The sequence below is a fragment of the Enterococcus sp. AZ071 genome, assembly GCF_050499065.1.
Lineage (GTDB): Bacteria > Bacillota > Bacilli > Lactobacillales > Enterococcaceae > Enterococcus_A > Enterococcus_A ferrettii.
Window position 1 is genome coordinate 2,019,612 of sequence record NZ_JBIPAS010000001.1, and the last position, 15,599, is coordinate 2,035,210.

17 protein-coding genes, 1 other RNA gene and 1 pseudogene are annotated in these 15,599 nt (G+C 40.6%); 4 read left to right on the top strand and 15 right to left on the bottom strand.

Annotated elements, in window-relative coordinates; translation table 11 throughout:
* Positions 1-36 precede the first annotated feature (36 nt).
* Both IGI49_RS09950 and IGI49_RS09955 read right to left on the bottom strand, forming a co-directional pair.
* Positions 37-525, bottom strand: coding sequence for an LURP-one-related/scramblase family protein (locus tag IGI49_RS09950; RefSeq protein WP_429964351.1), 489 nt, complete (start codon positions 523-525; stop codon positions 37-39).
* Positions 522-1,412, bottom strand: a complete 891-nt coding sequence (locus IGI49_RS09955) for an SPFH domain-containing protein (RefSeq protein ID WP_429964352.1) — start codon at positions 1,410-1,412, stop codon at positions 522-524. The genes IGI49_RS09950 and IGI49_RS09955 overlap by 4 nt, the downstream gene beginning before the upstream one ends.
* Positions 1,413-1,601: 189 nt before the next feature.
* Here IGI49_RS09955 and IGI49_RS09960 point away from each other — a divergent pair, with 189 nt between their 5' ends.
* Complete coding sequence (locus IGI49_RS09960) at positions 1,602-2,732, top strand: AI-2E family transporter (RefSeq protein ID WP_429964353.1); 1,131 nt, start codon at positions 1,602-1,604, stop codon at positions 2,730-2,732.
* Positions 2,733-2,780: 48 nt separating this feature from the next.
* Here the strand turns inward: IGI49_RS09960 and IGI49_RS09965 are convergent, their stop codons facing one another.
* From IGI49_RS09965 to tadA, 3 genes are all read right to left on the bottom strand, one after another.
* Positions 2,781-3,284: a hypothetical protein gene (locus IGI49_RS09965; RefSeq protein ID WP_429964354.1), complete on the bottom strand. Its 504-nt coding sequence runs from the start codon at positions 3,282-3,284 to the stop codon at positions 2,781-2,783.
* Between the two features lie 137 nt (positions 3,285-3,421).
* An RNA gene (gene ffs / locus IGI49_RS09970) (signal recognition particle sRNA small type) lies at positions 3,422-3,508 on the bottom strand.
* A gap of 26 nt (positions 3,509-3,534) precedes the next feature.
* Complete coding sequence (tadA, locus tag IGI49_RS09975) at positions 3,535-4,047, bottom strand: tRNA adenosine(34) deaminase TadA (protein WP_207704178.1); 513 nt, start codon at positions 4,045-4,047, stop codon at positions 3,535-3,537.
* A 141-nt stretch (positions 4,048-4,188) separates the two neighbouring features.
* Here tadA and IGI49_RS09980 point away from each other — a divergent pair, with 141 nt between their 5' ends.
* Positions 4,189-4,575: a YxeA family protein gene (locus IGI49_RS09980; RefSeq protein ID WP_429964355.1), complete on the top strand. Its 387-nt coding sequence runs from the start codon at positions 4,189-4,191 to the stop codon at positions 4,573-4,575.
* Positions 4,576-4,635: 60 nt separating this feature from the next.
* Here IGI49_RS09980 and IGI49_RS09985 read toward each other — a convergent pair whose 3' ends face one another.
* Complete coding sequence (locus tag IGI49_RS09985; protein WP_207704176.1) at positions 4,636-4,974, bottom strand: hypothetical protein; 339 nt, start codon at positions 4,972-4,974, stop codon at positions 4,636-4,638.
* 145 nt (positions 4,975-5,119) lie between these two features.
* On the opposite strand from IGI49_RS09985, the gene IGI49_RS09990 reads away from it, so the two are divergent.
* Positions 5,120-5,608, top strand: coding sequence for a GNAT family N-acetyltransferase (locus IGI49_RS09990; RefSeq protein ID WP_429964356.1), 489 nt, complete (start codon positions 5,120-5,122; stop codon positions 5,606-5,608).
* 30 nt (positions 5,609-5,638) lie between these two features.
* On the opposite strand, the gene IGI49_RS09995 is transcribed toward IGI49_RS09990, so the two are convergent.
* From IGI49_RS09995 to IGI49_RS10035, 9 genes are all read right to left on the bottom strand, one after another.
* The gene (locus IGI49_RS09995; protein ID WP_429964357.1) at positions 5,639-6,346 is read right to left on the bottom strand and encodes a zinc metallopeptidase; all 708 of its coding nucleotides are present in this window, start codon (positions 6,344-6,346) and stop codon (positions 5,639-5,641) included.
* Between the two features lie 83 nt (positions 6,347-6,429).
* Positions 6,430-6,765: a zinc ribbon domain-containing protein YjdM gene (locus IGI49_RS10000; RefSeq protein ID WP_207704173.1), complete on the bottom strand. Its 336-nt coding sequence runs from the start codon at positions 6,763-6,765 to the stop codon at positions 6,430-6,432.
* A gap of 236 nt (positions 6,766-7,001) precedes the next feature.
* Positions 7,002-8,978 carry an N-acetylglucosamine-specific PTS transporter subunit IIBC gene (gene nagE / locus IGI49_RS10005; RefSeq protein WP_429964358.1) on the bottom strand — a complete coding sequence of 659 codons (1,977 nt, stop codon included), beginning with the start codon at positions 8,976-8,978 and terminating at the stop codon, positions 7,002-7,004.
* Between the two features lie 3 nt (positions 8,979-8,981).
* The gene (locus tag IGI49_RS10010) at positions 8,982-9,836 is read right to left on the bottom strand and encodes a PRD domain-containing protein (protein WP_207704171.1); all 855 of its coding nucleotides are present in this window, start codon (positions 9,834-9,836) and stop codon (positions 8,982-8,984) included.
* Positions 9,837-10,035: 199 nt separating this feature from the next.
* A complete protein-coding gene (locus IGI49_RS10015) occupies positions 10,036-10,980 on the bottom strand; it encodes a DHH family phosphoesterase (RefSeq protein ID WP_429964359.1) in 945 nt (314 codons plus the stop codon).
* 12 nt (positions 10,981-10,992) lie between these two features.
* Entirely contained in the window at positions 10,993-12,324 is a 1,332-nt protein-coding gene (locus IGI49_RS10020; protein ID WP_429964360.1) for a DRTGG domain-containing protein, read from the bottom strand.
* 120 nt (positions 12,325-12,444) lie between these two features.
* Positions 12,445-12,912 carry a YbaK/EbsC family protein gene (locus IGI49_RS10025; protein ID WP_429964361.1) on the bottom strand — a complete coding sequence of 156 codons (468 nt, stop codon included), beginning with the start codon at positions 12,910-12,912 and terminating at the stop codon, positions 12,445-12,447.
* 89 nt (positions 12,913-13,001) lie between these two features.
* Positions 13,002-13,448, bottom strand: a complete 447-nt coding sequence (locus IGI49_RS10030; RefSeq protein ID WP_429964362.1) for a hypothetical protein — start codon at positions 13,446-13,448, stop codon at positions 13,002-13,004.
* 90 nt (positions 13,449-13,538) lie between these two features.
* Positions 13,539-14,966: an MFS transporter gene (locus tag IGI49_RS10035; protein WP_429964363.1), complete on the bottom strand. Its 1,428-nt coding sequence runs from the start codon at positions 14,964-14,966 to the stop codon at positions 13,539-13,541.
* 127 nt (positions 14,967-15,093) lie between these two features.
* Here IGI49_RS10035 and IGI49_RS10040 point away from each other — a divergent pair.
* Positions 15,094-15,284: pseudogene (locus IGI49_RS10040) on the top strand (AbrB/MazE/SpoVT family DNA-binding domain-containing protein); the annotation flags it as partial.
* Positions 15,285-15,599: the final 315 nt, after the last annotated feature.

Genomic DNA, 15,599 nt, shown 5'->3' on the forward strand with positions numbered 1-15,599 from the left:
ATTACCATCCCACAAAAAAAAGGCCTATAACCGGCCTTAACTATTGTTAGATGCTCGTTCATCCTCTTTCACTCGATCAATTGCAATCACTAAAGAGATGATTAGATGTTCATACGATTCATCTAAAATAGTCACCTCATAAGTATCTCCCCAAGAAATCCAGCGTTTATTAATGTCCGCAATTCGACGCCCATTTTTCTCCACAATGAAATCCATATCCCACCAGTTTCCTTCCACCGACATTCCTTCTGCCTCAATAGAATACTGCGCCTTGAGAAATGTTAGGTGTTTAGAGATTTCAATCATGTCTTGACCATCAATTTCTACAAAGAATTTTGGTAACAAACTAATAGTTTTTTTAGTAATTTTACTGATTTCTCTCCCCTGTTCATCTTCAATTCGGAAAGTCTTCGGAATTCTCAAGAAACTTCCTTCTACGTAATAGCGAGGATTTTGCTGATCATCCATAATGGTGAATTTTTCACTGATGCTAAAAACCTTTTGCTTAATATACAGCTTCTTCATTTGTTGCCTCCTGTCTTAGACTTATCGCTCATGTCCCCAGTATTGATGACCGGCTGTGTCCCTTTATCGGTAATAATTGAAACCAGCAGATTATTGATTAATTGGACTTTGCGATCATCTGTAAAATGGATATCCTGCCCATCCTCAATTTGCTCAAGAGCCATCTGAGTCATCGTTACCGCTCCTTCAACGATCGTTTGGCGAGCTGAAAGAATGGCCCGGGCTTGCTGACGCTGCAGCATTGCATTCGCAATTTCAGTTGCATAGGCTAAGTGATTTAAGCGTGTTTCAATCACTTCTACGCCGGCAATCGCCAAACGTTCCTGTAATTCCTTGGCTAATTCCTCAGAAACCTTGGTGGTGTTGCCTCGTAAAGTCAAATCGTCATCATTAAAGGTATCGTAAGGGTATTGAGAGGCAATGTGGCGAATCGCCGTTTCGCTTTGAATCTCAACAAAATCTAAGTAATAATCGACATCAAACAATGCTTTGGCCGTATCAACAACCTTATAAACAACCACTGCGGAAATTTCAATAGGATTTCCATCTGAATCATTTACTTTCAATAGAGAACTGTTAAAGTTGCGCACCTTCATAGAGACTTTAATTTTCTGCGTCAAAGGAGTGGTTACAAACAGACCGTTGCCTTTGATCGTTCCTACATATTTTCCAAAAAACAGTACGGCTTTGGCTTGATTTGGACTGACAATAGTTAGGGAGCTAATGAATAAGAAGGAGATTATCCATAAAGCTATTGCTAAAATAATTAAACCGATTTGATTCCGGCTGCTTCCCAAATAGATAAACCAAACTCCAGCGATCATAATCAAAATTAAAACAAACAACGCTGCATACCCGTTAACGTGAAAGGCTTTTTTTTCTCTCACCTGCAACACCTCCAACTAATTTCTTTCAGTGTACTCCTAACCTTAACCAGATTCAATGAAATAACTGTTCTCAAACTTATTGAAAAAAGAATAGAAAGCTTCCCGAACTTTCTCTTTAATTTCTTAAAAAAGATTTTTTCATTGCATAATAAATGATAAGATGAAGCTATCATATAAAAGGAGGCTATTATGCTCTCACGTTTCAAACAGTCTAAATTGTTCTTCTGGACAGCCGAAATCGTCTTGACGATTATCGGAATTTACTTTATTTTGCAAATGCCTAATATCTTTGAACCTGTTTTAGGCATGCTTTCAGCAGTGGTACTGCCCTTATTGGTAGCTGGATTTCTCTATTATATGTTCGATCCCATCGTCGTATTCTTAGAAAAGCGTGGTATTCCTCGTGTCTTCGGCTTTTTAATTTCTTTTGTGGTAATTGCGATTATTATTGTTTTGGCAGCAATGAACGTAATTCCGCAGTTAATTGAGCAAACGGTTCAGTTAACTCAAAACTTACCGGTATATGCTGAAGAAACTGGAAAATGGATGACTGAGCTGGCCCAGCGGGAGGAGTTCAAGAACTTCAATTTGGAAGAACAGCTGGCTTCTGCTAACCTGACGATTAATAACTTGATTAATTTAGCAATCGTTAGTGTGACCTCCAGTCTGTCACGAATTGTTAGTGTAGCCATGCAGTTTTTCGTGCTGCTATTTACCGTTCCATTCATTTTGATCTTTATGTTCAAGGATGGTCACAAGTTTCTTGATGCGATATCACAATTTTTCCCTTTAACCATTCGGAAAGAGTTACGTCAGACGGTCCGGGAATTAAATGAAACTCTGTCTGCTTATATCAGCAGTACGGTGTTAGATGCGTTTATTATTGGGATTTTGAGCTTCATTGCTATGACTATTTTTAAACAACCTTATAGTTTATTATTGGCGATCTTCTGTGGTGTGACCAATATTATTCCTTATGTTGGACCATTTATTGGTGCGGTACCAGCAGTTATTGTAGGATTTTTTGTCTCACCTTTGCAGGCTTTGTACATGGGGCTTTCTGTTTTAGTGATTCAGCAGTTGGATGGAAACTTAATCAAACCATTGTTGTTTGGTAAATCTTTGAATATTCACCCCCTTACTATTATCTTAGTGTTAATCGGTGCGGGAAGTGTGGCCGGAATCCTTGGTATGCTGATATGTATTCCAGTTTATGCGGTAATCAAAACCTTGATTATTAATATCCATAAGATTTATCATATTCGTCGAGAAAGTCAGCTGCTTAAAGATGATACGAATTCTTCAAATACTTTACAGTAATAAATAAGAAACCCGTGAAATCCAAGTAGATTTCACGGGTTTCTTTGTTTAAAAGCTGCCATAGCAGTCTTTCGAAATAATCTGTCCTGTATCTTTTTCATAGCGAATATTGATCGAAATGTAGCCGCCATCCTCAAAATCTTTCTCCCAGTCAGCGTCCACAATCGACGGACGGGTAGCATCTCCTTTGTTGGTAAAGGTTCTAGTTGGTGGTCCTACAGCTTCCACAAGCTCTTCATAAGAATCACCATGAGAATAGGTTTCAATCGATGTTTCGTCATCCTCGTCGTACTCCACATTGGTGGTTGCTACTTGGATGTTTTCATAAGTACCGCGGTCCCAGTTTTTCACTTCATCGATGTAATCCAACGCTTCGTCTTCTTCCCAATACTCCTCGTTTGCATAGTCATTGGATGCTATTGAGCTGGAGGAGTTAAGCAGATCACTGTCAGAAACAGCTATCCCCAAAATAATAAGCGCAATTCCGGCTGCTATACTTAAACGCGGATATTTCCCCGACCATGTTTGTTTTTTAGGCGTTGCTTTTTTCATTGTATTAGTCGCCCCTTCACTTTTTCATTTCTAATTGCTGCCAATACCCTTCAACTTCATAATAGTATAAGAAAAGCAGGTAACGCAATCTTTTTTCGAAAAAAAAAACAGGCCTCAGCCTGTTGGATGATTGTCTATTTAATTTCAGACACATGCCGGATCCTGCTTAGTGCTGCTTCCTTCCAGATCTGACACAATTCACAAGCCCGACATTGTCCTAGCCTTTCGGCAAAAATTAGTATAACAAATTCTAGTCTTCTTGGCTAGTCTTTTTCATTTGTTTTTTCTTTTCTCGTAAATGCTGAAAAAAATTAGTTAGTAATTTTCCGCAGGTTTCTTCTAAAATACCGCCTTCTACGTAGGCTCGATGATTAAATCTTTCATCTGTTAATAAATTCATTAAGGTCCCAGCTGTTCCGCCTTTTGGATCAAATGCACCAAAATAGACTTCCTCTATCCTCGACAAGATCATTGCACCGCTGCACATAGGACAGGGCTCCAGGGTGACAAACAGTTGGCATTCTTCTAAGCGCCAGCTGTCCAAACCTTTGCAAGCTTCACGGATCGCGAACATTTCAGCATGACTAGTCGCATCCTGACTGTGCTCCCGCAGATTATGGCCACGACCAATGATTTCTTTATTATGTACAATAATCGCTCCAATTGGTACCTCCGCAATCCTCTCAGCCTTCTGAGCTTCCTTAATTGCTTCTTGCATGTACTCATTTTTTTCTTCTTCAGTAAATGAACTGATTCGTTCCACACGCTTCACCTCGTTTTTAACTTTAGCATATTTTACGCAAAAGTCAGTAAAAATTTTACGATATTCAGACTTATGACTGATTTTAAAAAAACTTCTTGGTTGTATGATAAAGGTAGAGTGTTTTAGCAAGGAGGGGCGAGCATGAGAAAATATAAATACGGACTTCTTTTCCTTCTATTTGTAGTAAGCTTCTTATTGATACAGCCTCACTTAACCAAGGACTGTGTCCATCGCTGGGCCTCAACCGCTGACCACCTCAATCCTTTCGTCAAAGAAGAGAAGGTTTATATCAGAACGGCTCACAGCTCTGATTCGGTTATCGCACGTACTACCCAGGAAGAACCAGTCTACGTTACCACCAGCTATGACAATTATGGGCAAGCTAGAAAAATCAGCTACCAGAAATTTAATAAACATGTTGCTTCCGGACGTTATCTAGAAGTGGTCACCAAAGGACAAAACGTTCGCAGTTGGCGAGAGATTTTACCAGCTCAAGTTCCCGTAAAGGCACGTGATCAGTTGCGTTAGCTTTAAACATAAAGACACCTGTTGCCAGCTTAGTACTCGCTGGTAACAGGTGTTTATTCATTAATCGATTACGTTTTCCACAAAGCCCATAATCTTATCTTTCAAATCATCCGTGGTTTCTTTGATGGAATCACCGTATACCGAGACACGTTTCTTCCCATCTTTGATCTTACCAAGGATGTTCATCAGGTTGTCTAAATCATCGTCAGATAGCTTGTCGACGATGTCCATTACTTTCTCATTGCCGTCGAATTTATCACTCACAAACTTTTTCACTTTATGGCGATTCGAAACATGACGGGCCTTGTCCAGAATCTTGCCAGAGGCAATCACTGCTGTGGCAACGCTAGCTACCGCAATGACACTTACACCGATCTTAATTTTCGTTGCTCTTTTCATGGGTATCAGCTCCTTTATTTGCTAATTTAATCATACCACACTCTAAAGATGAACAATAATAAGAACTCTCTCTTTTTTACTTTGAAAGTAATAGTAGTTAATTCTCGTTCGGCTTGCTATACTGAATAGAAAAAAAGGAACAATTATGATCATTAACGAATGTCTTGCCTCTCATCCAAAATTCCAACAAGCCAAACAATACAGCTTAAAGCACTTGTCAACAATTGATGGCGAAGGAATTATTGATCACGAAGCCTTCGACCTTTCCCAAAAAGTCTATTTAGCTACCTTAAACGATCAAATTATCGGCTTCCTGTTAATCGCAGAGGAGGGACTGTTGGAAAAATTAGCGAAGGACAATTTATTCGAACCACAACCACTGAAGGGACTGTTAATTCAACAGTTATTTGTTGATCCTGATTTTCGCAAACGTGGCGTCGCCCAGGCACTTCTAGCCGCAGCAGAGCAGTTGGGAGAGGCTCTTTATCTCTATGTCAGCGATAAGAATCAGTTAGCCAAAAATTTCTATGCTCAAAGGGGATTCGTCCCTATCGGCGTATATGAAACGCCACAACACAATGATTTTAGCAATTTCAAAGCATTTTTATTAATGAAGCCTACAAAAAAGCTGTAAACATCCTAATTAGATGCTTACAGCTTTTGTTTAATTTCGATTGCGATTGCCACCAAATAGTAGAATTAGACGCAGCAATTGCAAGAAGGTTGCTAAGGCTGCCGCAACGTAAGTCATTGCAGCGGCTGTCAGTACTTTACGAGCTGCTTGTAATTCATCTGGTTCCAGCATGTTGCCATCTCGCAAAATCGCTAGTGCCCGTCGAGAAGCATCAAATTCCACTGGTAAAGTAACCAATTGGAAAACCAACGCTAACGAAAAGGCTGCGATCCCGATATTAATCAGTGTTGAGTTCCAACTCATGAATACTCCAATCAAAATAATTGGAAAAGCAATCGTTGAACCAAAATTAGCAACTGGCACAATTGCGTGTCGAATTCTCAAGGGAGCATACCCCTTCGCATCTTGTACTGCATGACCACATTCATGGGCAGCAACACCAATTGCAGCAACTGAAGTAGATTGTGCAGTGGCTTCTGACAAGCTTAATATCTTGTTTCCACTGTTATAATTATCCGTTAGATCCCCTGCGATCTGCTGTACACCGACATCGTTGATTCCCTGATTTTGCAAAATATACTGGGCAGCTCGTGTTCCAGTCAGTCCGTTACGACTGCGCACTTCGTCATATTTACGAAATGTGGAATTGACATAAGCTGAAGCAGCACCGCTAATCACCAATCCGAGGATAACTAAAAAGAAAGTCGGATCAAAGAATCCAAATCCATAGCCGTACATATACATTTCCCCTATCTTATCTTTCTATTAATAGTGTAACAGAAAGCAATGAAAAAAGTGTGAAGCTGGCCCTAAGAAACTCTCTAGAGCTTTTTAACAAATTCAGATTTCAATTTCATAGGACCAAAGCCATCCACTTTGCAGTCGATATCATGGTCGCCTTCAACTAAGCGAATATTTTTGACTTTTGTTCCTTGTTTAATCGGATTAGAAGCCCCTTTCACTTTCAAATCCTTAATCACTGTAACGCTGTCGCCATCCTGTAAAAGGTTGCCGTTGCTGTCTTTGACAACGAGTCCTTCTTCAGCAGACGCCTCTGCGTCTTCTTTCCACTCATGTCCACATTCCGGGCATACAAACATATTGCGGTCCTCGTACGTATATTCTGATTGGCATAGCGGGCAATTTGGTAATGACATGTCTTGTCTCCTTTTTTATTTGATGCTTTATTTTAGCGAAAAAAGCCCTCTTTGAAAAGGGCTGCTCTCACTTTCTTTCGGTTTTGCACGAACTCACTCTATTTAACTTATGCAACAAAGCTAGTTTGTCCAGCCGGACATCCTAAAGATTGCCATCATTAGCTAAGCGTCAATATTGGTGAATTCTCTCTATGCTAAAAAAAGACGGCTTCCCTCTAAAGAAAGCCGTCCTTCTCTTATTTACTAACTAATTCGCCAACAATATCATTCGCACTTACTTCTTTTGCTGCTTCAATCGTCAACTGTTCTACTTTTTCACCATTTGTAAAGGCAACAATCATGTCGGTTTTCTTTCCAGCCGCTTTAATTGCTTCCAAATCGGCTTGAGCGATCATTTGACCGCGTCCAACCTGTTGTCCCGCTTTTACATAAACAGTAAACGGTGTTCCGCCAAGATCCACTGTGTCTAATCCCATGTGAAGCAATACTTCAACACCCGTAGGAGTAGTAATTCCTACCGCATGTTTCGTTGGGAATACACTGGAGATCGTACCAGCTACTGGTGAAAAAATTTCGCCAGATACTGGTAAAACTGCATAGCCATCACCCATCATTTTCTCTGAAAAGACATCATCAGAAACTTCAGTAATCGGTAGTAATTTACCATTGGCTACTGCAAATAATTCTTGATTCTTCGACACTGCTTCTACAGCTACTTTCTCAACAGCGGCATTCGCTGTTCCAGCAGCGCCGTGATGCAGACGATTCATTTCGTCGGCTACAAATTGTACTTCCGTTCCGACGATTACTTGAATATTTTTATCATCAATCACCTTCAGACCAGGTACTCCAGTTGCTTTAATCTTGCTTTGGTCAACAGCACCAGTATCTTGTACTTGCATACGAAGACGAGTTGTACAATTGTCAATTGTCGTTACATTGGTAGCCCCACCTAGTGCATCATAAATCTTTTGCGCCATTACAGCATGTTTGCTATCTCCAGTAGTATCAATATCTGGCATTTCTTCTCCATCGCCTTCTTCACGTCCTGGAGTCATTAGGTTGAACTTAGTGATAGCAAAACGGAAACCAAAGTAATAAATGCAGGCAAAAACCAAGCCTTGTAAAATCAACATCAGCGGTTGGTTTGCCACTGGGTTTTTCAAGGATAAGAAATAATCAACAAATCCTGCACTGAAGGCAAAACCAGCTGTCCATTGGAAGAATGCACTTACTGCTAAAGACAATCCAGTGAAAATAGCATGCAGGACATATACAGGCCATGCAACAAACATGAAAGAAAATTCCAGAGGTTCAGTAACACCTGTAAAGAAGGAAGCAAACGCCGCTGCAATCATTAAAGAAGCCGTTACTTTTTTCTTTTCAGGTCTTGCACATTGATAAATCGCTAATGCTCCTGCTGGTAAACCGAACATCATCACTGGGAAAAAGCCAGCCTGATACATACCAGTTTTCCCTACAATTGCTAAACCTTCATCAATAGCTTGCTGACCAGCTAAGAAATTCCCGATATCGTTGATTCCTGCTACATCAAACCAGAAAACAGAGTTTAATGCATGGTGCAGCCCTGTAGGTATGAGCAGCCGATTAAATAGCCCATACAAGCCAGCCCCGATAAATCCTAAACCAGAGATTCCTTCACCTAGTGTTACTAGCACGTTGTAAACTACTGGCCATATGAACAATAGGGCCCCAGAAATCACTAACATTCCTACTGCTGACATGATAGGTACTAGCCGTTTTCCGCTAAAGAACGACAAGGCCATTGGGAGTTTTACTCCACTAAAGCGATTGTACATTTCCGCTGCGGTAAGACCCGCAATAATCCCTACAAATACATTATTCCCCATACTGTTAAATGCAGGATTTACATCTGCGATATCTCCAAGGCCTAGTAATAACTGAACTGAGGCCGAAGCTAAAACTGCTTTAGGTACTAAGTATGCAACCAGCCCTGCTAGAGCAGCAGCTCCATCTTTATCTTTCGACATCCCTAACGCTAATCCGACTGAAAACAGCAATGCCAAATTGTCTAAAATTGCCAATCCACTATTCATCAAGAAAGTGGTAGCTGCATTGGATACACCCATTCCCACAATCCAGTTAGCGATCCCTACTAAAATTGATGCTGCTGGTAAAACAGCCACCGGTAGCATCAATGAACGACCCATTCGCTGCATATAAGCTTTCATTATTTATTCTTCCCCTTTAAAATCATTTTTTGCCCCCCGCAATCGCTCTACATGAATCGCTAGATACCCTAACTCCTCTGTAGTGATTGCCAGCTGATAATTTTTCATTAAAAAAACTCGAATCTTTTTAGCAATTTGGTAGCTTTCCGTATACTTGCTGCGAACCATCTCAATAATATCCATGTCTAGAGAAGCATAGCGCTGTTTTTGATACCGCTGCAAAAGTAAACGCAGGTGGTTAGCTAAACGAGAATAATCTAAGGCCATTTCCTTTGAATAGATATCAACACCCACCTCTTCGGCAATAATGTTGATGACTTCAGAAATGATCGTCACTTCACGAATACTAGAGTAATTATTGCTTTTCCCCATACGAGCACTGTGAATATGAATGGCAATATAACCCGCTTCGTCGTAGCCATAAGGAATGCTTAACGTGCGATTTAGATAATCCACTGCCCATTGTGCGATAGCAAATTCTTCATTGTACAGAACCTCAATTTCACTTAACAACTTATTACGAATGACAATGCCATTGGTGATATTTTGTGCCGCAAAAGCAATGTGATCCGTGAGTGCAACAAAAATATGCTCGTTTAATTTTTCCATTAGGACGGTTTCCGCATGATCGATAATATGCTCAGCCGCAAAGAAATACTTCTCATCAATTTGATTCAATAAGTTCTGTAACTTTTGCTGTCCTTCCGGCTCCATAACGAACAAATGCTCGACATCCTTAGGAAAAATCAAGTCATTCTTTTGCTTGCTGAAGCCTACCCCTTTGCCTATAGCTACCTTCTCTTCCCCATGATCATCTACCAACACTGCATTTTGATTCAAAATCTTTTTAATTTTCATACTCTTCCTCATTCTGCAGAATTTTTCACTATTTCAACTAGTTCTTGGCCAAAGAAAAAGACATGGAAGAAACACAAGGTCGCTTCCTTGTGAGTTCCTTCCATGCCTAGTATGATCTAGTCACATGAAACAGTATTTGTTAACAATTCTAATTGTATAGACCAATAACCATTTTGTCAACCGCTTTCTTGAAAAAAATTTAACGCTTAAATTCTGCACACAAAGCCTGTAATTCTCGATAGATTTCCGCTCGCTCTTTATCATCATGAGCATTGGCACCACTGGCTAAGGGATGTCCGCCGCCGTGATGTTTTTTAGCTAACTCATTGATAACCGGCCCTTTTGAACGCAATCGTACACGGTAGTAGCCTTCTGGTTGTTCAACAAACAACCCCCAAGCAAGCACATGATCAATCACTCCAGGCAAAGGAACCAACGAAGAGGTTTCCGAATCCACAATATCATATTTTTTCATAATTTCTTGGCTCAATACAACTTGTCCCGCACCATTTTCATCTACTTCTAAATTCTGATACAGATAACCTGAAAGTTTTGCGACCTTCAAGGAAATCTGTTCAATTTCACGATTCAGCTTAGTCGCGTCAAAGTCATGATCTACCAATTTAGCTGCTACTCTCAGCGTATGTGATGTAGTAGCTGGATACAAGAACCGTCCTGTATCACCCACAATACCACCATACAAAAGACGAGCTGCATTTTCATTTAATTTCAGATCCTGATCAAAGGCAAAATCTGCAATCATCTCACTGCAGCTGCTCGCTTTAGTGTTCACCCAGACAATATCGCCATAGGGATCATCGTTGGGATGGTGATCAATTTTAATCAGCTTGTCACCTAAAGAAAAGCGTTTATCACTGACTCTTGGTGAGTTGGCAGTGTCAGTTACAATTACTAAAGCATCTTGATACAAACGATCTTCGATAGTTTCCATCTCAGCTAAAAATTCTAGCCCTTCGACTGATCCGCCAACTTGGTAAACTTCCTTTTCAGGAAAATTGTAGCGCAGGATTTCCGCCAGTCCAACCTGAGAACCAAGGGCATCTGGATCTGGACGTTGGTGTCGATGGATAATAATCCGGTCATATTCCTTAATTGCTGCACTAATTGCTTCCATTGTTTTCATAGTATCCTCTTTCTAAGAACGCTCCATTACTTGGCAAACCACTAAGGCCTTAGCCACAATCACATTATCAATGTAGACTTCCAAATCTAATTTCGCTGAACGGCGACCAAATTCAAATATTTTCGTTCGAATTTCAATTTCGCTTTCCAACTGAATGAGACGTAAATAATGCAGGTTCATCTGCTCAATTAAAGTATTCCGTCGTTGATCAATCATCAAAGTACGTTGGGCCACATTGGCTAGCAGCTCACTTAATACCCCAAATGAAATCGTTCCGACACTATTGACCATTTGCGGACTAACCTCGAATTTAAAATAAGGTACATCTAACGGATTACCTTCTCGGTCGCTATCAATCATCACGATATCACCAACAATCTGGTCCGAAATGGTGTTAGACATCTGCGGCTGTCGCTGAACCAGTTGCATTGCCTTCATAACATCCTGGCGGCTAACCATCCCCAATAAGGTTAAATCATCTTTGACTACTGGCATCATTTCCAGTCCATCCCAGATCATGCGATGGCTGACAGAAGCCACACTCATATTCGTTTTAACCACGATCGGTTCTCTGGTCATCACCCGATCAAGCAGCTGATTGTCTGCTTTGCCTAAAATATCCTTGGCAGTCACGATGCCTATTACCCGCATATTTTTGTTTACAACTGGAAAACGTGAATGGCCAGTCTCATCAGATAATGCTTGATAACTAGCAATCGGTTCGCCTGCCTGCAAATAATGAGTCTTTTCTAAAGGCATGTAAATATCGCTGACCTGCATGATATCTTTTTTAATTAGCTGGTCGCTTAACGCACGGTTAATCATTGTAGCTACAGTAAAGGAGTCATAGGTCGTACGTAAAACCGGCAATTCCAATTCATCCGCCAACTGCGAAATTTCTGGTTCTGTGTCAAATCCTCCAGTAATCAAAACAGCTGCGCCGTCTTTTAAAGCCAATCGTTGCGCACCTAACCGGTTTCCTACGATCAATAATGATCCCGGTGTAATATAGCGCTGCATTGCTTCTTCTGTCATTGCCCCAATAACAAATTTATTTAGATCTTTATCTAATCCACTGGCACCGCCTAAAACGTCGCCTTCAATAATTCGAACCACTTCACCAAAGGTTAAGCGTTCAATATTTTTCTTTAATTTGCGTTCGATTCGGATCGTCCCCACCCGCTGAATCGTCGAAACCAATCCGATATTCTCCGCGTCCTTGATGGCCCGATAAGCCGTTCCTTCACTGACACTCAAATTCTTGGCAATGCTGCGGACTGAGATGCGCTCACCCACGGGCAAACTTTCAATGTGTTCTAAAATTAAATCATGTTTAGTTGCCACTGCTACTCCTCCTGTTTTCCTTTTCCATTAGTACAGTTTCATCTTTTTTAGTATAACAGAAGGGGTCAAAAAAAAGAAGTCACCTGCAAGTTTTACAACTAAACAACTGACTTCCACTGATTATTTCACTATATTTTCAATTTCAGGGTGTAACAGTTCCAATAAATCATTCGCAGCTAATTCAACAGCTTTGCCAATTTCACCGCTAGAAACAATCACCTGTTTATACTCCCGAATGCTATCATCAAAAACCATTGAGTATTCAGGATGATTTAAGTGAATGCCAATTGGTGTATTCGCTCCATGTTCGTATCCAGTATGTTCCAATACAAATTCCATTGGCGGCAAGCCGATTTTACGGTTCCCAGTTGCTTTCGCCGCTTTCTTATAATCCACTCGTGCATCCAAGGGAACAACTGCGATTATTACGCCCGTCTTATTCCCTTTCATAACTAGCGTCTTAAAGATTTTGTTGTGATCCGCAGGTTCTTCAGTTAAGACTGCAGTTCCATCCGCTTGCTCGACTGGCAGCTCATGGACAGTAAAATGAATCCCTTTTTGAGTTAAATAGGCTTCTACTTGATTCACTATTTTTTTCTCCTTCCAAAGCACCTCAGGCTAAATGGCTCCCGATTGCTAGTGTCTGCTTTTATATATTTTTTCACGGAATCTGATCATTAAAGCCAAGTCAAACTTTCGAATTCCGCCGCTGTCAATCCAAATTTCTCAAAGGAGTTTGCTAGAATTTCTTTGAAATCGGCATTTTTATCATCCGTTGCTCTTATCAGAACATCGACGCCTGCAGGAGTTACCAAAGAAGCTTCAAAACGAATGACCAGAATTGTTTCGTTCTTGCCTGCCACAGACCAATGACTCCGCAATAATTTCAAAAGACCTTTCCCACGCCATTCAAACCCATTGTTAACAACCGTATCTATCCCAACAATAGATTTACGTTTGCCATTTGGCTTTTGATACTCTACTAAATCCAGCAGGCGCTCAGCTTCATTGCTAATCGCACGATAGGTGATGGAGGGATTGAGTCGTTTACCTGAGAGCCACATAGGAAAATTTGACGCTTGAATCAACCATTTACCTTGAATGTCACTTACTGTATTTTCCATAGAATCCTCCACTGATTAACTGAACCAATTTCTTAATTATCAGCCCTTACCTATCATTAGCTTCAATGCAATTAAAAGCATCTGATACAACTAGGCATTCTTCTTTTTTCTGAATCGAACGGCAGAAATAACTAATGCAATAAAACACAATGCGAAGGAAGCGATAAAGGTAACGCGCATTCCAAAAACAAAAATATCTGGTCGATTGGCAATGTACGTGGTTACCCGTTCCCCATAAGCTACACTCATTCCACCATAGAGAATCGTTGTTGCCAAGGCAATCCCAATCACCATTCCTAAATTCCGAGCAAAAGAATTCATACTACCCGCTACACCTAAATTCTCTTTGGTTACACTGCTCATAACCATCGTGTTGTTTGGTGACTGAAATAGTGCGTTTCCCAAGCCCATGATGGCTGTTGCAATAACAAAATACCAGATAGGTGTTGTTTCATTCATGAAAATATACAAAATCTGAGTTAACGAAAGCATGGCTAAACCTGTAATAACTAGAATTGGTGAACCAATCTTGTCTGTAAGGTATCCACTGATGGGCGAACCCACTACCATTAATAACGGAAATACCATTAGCAAGAGACCGGAATAACTAGCCGAAAGCCCTCGTGCACTTTGTAAATAAAAGGGCATCACTACATTGACAAAAAAGTTCGAGGCAAAGATCAATACCGCTGTAATTAAGCTCATGGTAAACATTTTATTTTTAAAGATGGAGAAGACGATCAACGGATCAGTTTTTCGTTTTTCTACATAGATGAAAAGGAGAAAAGCGATCAGTGCTAAGCCAAACAGCCCTAGAGGCAGCGCATGTAAATAACCAATTTCTTGGCCGATGAAGATGCTGCCGAAAAAGCTTATAATCGTTACCGCAAAGGTTCCGAAGCCTAAGAAATCGATCTTGCGTTTGGACATAGTTAAATCTTTCGGCAGGAATTTTTCACCGATTAAAATGGTGATAATTCCCACTGGAACATTGATCCAGAAAATATAGGACCACGAAAATTGCGACAAAATCAAGCCGCCAATTCCTGGCCCAGCAATCGATCCCAAGGAAACAAATGCACCAATTGCCCCTAATGCCCTTCCGCGTTCCTGCATTGGGAAGACTTCTGTGGCAATTCCTGAATTAGTTGCCATGGTCATGCTGGCGCCAATGCCTTGAATCACGCGGCTAAACAGCAGAAACTCTAGCGAATGATTGAAACCGCAAAGCAATGAGCCCACCGTAAAAATGATGGTACCCATTCGATACACCTTAATCTTTCCAAAGCTGTCACCGATTTTACCAAACAGCAGCAGACAGGCACAAACAACGATTAAATAGATGGAAACCACCCATTCCGCCTCATTCATTGGTACATTTAAATCTCTTGAGATAGTTGGTAAAGCGATGTTCACAATACTAGAATCCAAGGTGGACATGAAAGCAAACAAGGCTACCGAGACTAATATCCACCAGCGATTTTTTTGTACCGATGGATCATCTTGATAAGTCCTCATATAAAACATCCTTCTTTCTAATCATTGTGATTATAACAAGTTTTTCAAAAAAATAGCAGCAATATGTTGCCACAGCTTACTGCAAGAGTTAGAACATGTTCTGATAAAAAAGAAGGAGTGGTTTATGATGGGCGAACTAAAGGTCCGAAAAATAGGCAATCAGCTGGGGTGCTTTTCCCTAAGGAATGTGGCTTGCAGGATGGAGATATCTTAGAATATACCAAAGAAGGGGACAAGTATATTATGGATGTTCAAAATGCTGCCAAAAATCATGATCGTCAGTTAATCGAGGAAAGCTTCGCTGATTTTGCAGCTGGGCACTTTTCAACCGGAGAACATTGGATCATCTTCTACCAAAAAACTGGGTTAAGTTCGATAGAGGACAAAGCATCCTCGTTTGTCCTCTATGGAAAAGGGTCGCTGGTTATACGAGAAAAACTGCTTTATTTATCTAAGGAAAATCCCTTAGAAACCATCAATACATTCTTTAAAACGCATCGCTTAATGGATTATCACCTGATGCGACGAACCTGCCAATCGTTGAAGGCGTTACCATCATTAAAGGTACCCATCGTGAATCAGCATTTTGCTCTATTCCCGATTGTTAAACCGGAAGAATCTAGCTGGTTCAGT

Coding starts and splice junctions, on each gene's coding strand:
- IGI49_RS10035 (WP_429964363.1), bottom strand. CDS start 14,966: ATGAGGACTTATCAAGATGATCCATCGGTACAAAAAAATCGCTGGTGG.
- IGI49_RS10000 (WP_207704173.1), bottom strand. CDS start 6,765: ATGTCATTACCAAATTGCCCGCTATGCCAATCAGAATATACGTACGAG.
- IGI49_RS09950 (WP_429964351.1), bottom strand. CDS start 525: ATGAAGAAGCTGTATATTAAGCAAAAGGTTTTTAGCATCAGTGAAAAA.
- IGI49_RS09985 (WP_207704176.1), bottom strand. CDS start 4,974: ATGAAAAGAGCAACGAAAATTAAGATCGGTGTAAGTGTCATTGCGGTA.
- IGI49_RS09990 (WP_429964356.1), top strand. CDS start 5,120: ATGATCATTAACGAATGTCTTGCCTCTCATCCAAAATTCCAACAAGCC.
- IGI49_RS09960 (WP_429964353.1), top strand. CDS start 1,602: ATGCTCTCACGTTTCAAACAGTCTAAATTGTTCTTCTGGACAGCCGAA.
- IGI49_RS09980 (WP_429964355.1), top strand. CDS start 4,189: ATGAGAAAATATAAATACGGACTTCTTTTCCTTCTATTTGTAGTAAGC.
- IGI49_RS09995 (WP_429964357.1), bottom strand. CDS start 6,346: ATGTACGGCTATGGATTTGGATTCTTTGATCCGACTTTCTTTTTAGTT.
- nagE (WP_429964358.1), bottom strand. CDS start 8,978: ATGAAAGCTTATATGCAGCGAATGGGTCGTTCATTGATGCTACCGGTG.
- IGI49_RS09965 (WP_429964354.1), bottom strand. CDS start 3,284: ATGAAAAAAGCAACGCCTAAAAAACAAACATGGTCGGGGAAATATCCG.
- IGI49_RS10010 (WP_207704171.1), bottom strand. CDS start 9,836: ATGAAAATTAAAAAGATTTTGAATCAAAATGCAGTGTTGGTAGATGAT.
- IGI49_RS10030 (WP_429964362.1), bottom strand. CDS start 13,448: ATGGAAAATACAGTAAGTGACATTCAAGGTAAATGGTTGATTCAAGCG.
- IGI49_RS10015 (WP_429964359.1), bottom strand. CDS start 10,980: ATGAAAACAATGGAAGCAATTAGTGCAGCAATTAAGGAATATGACCGG.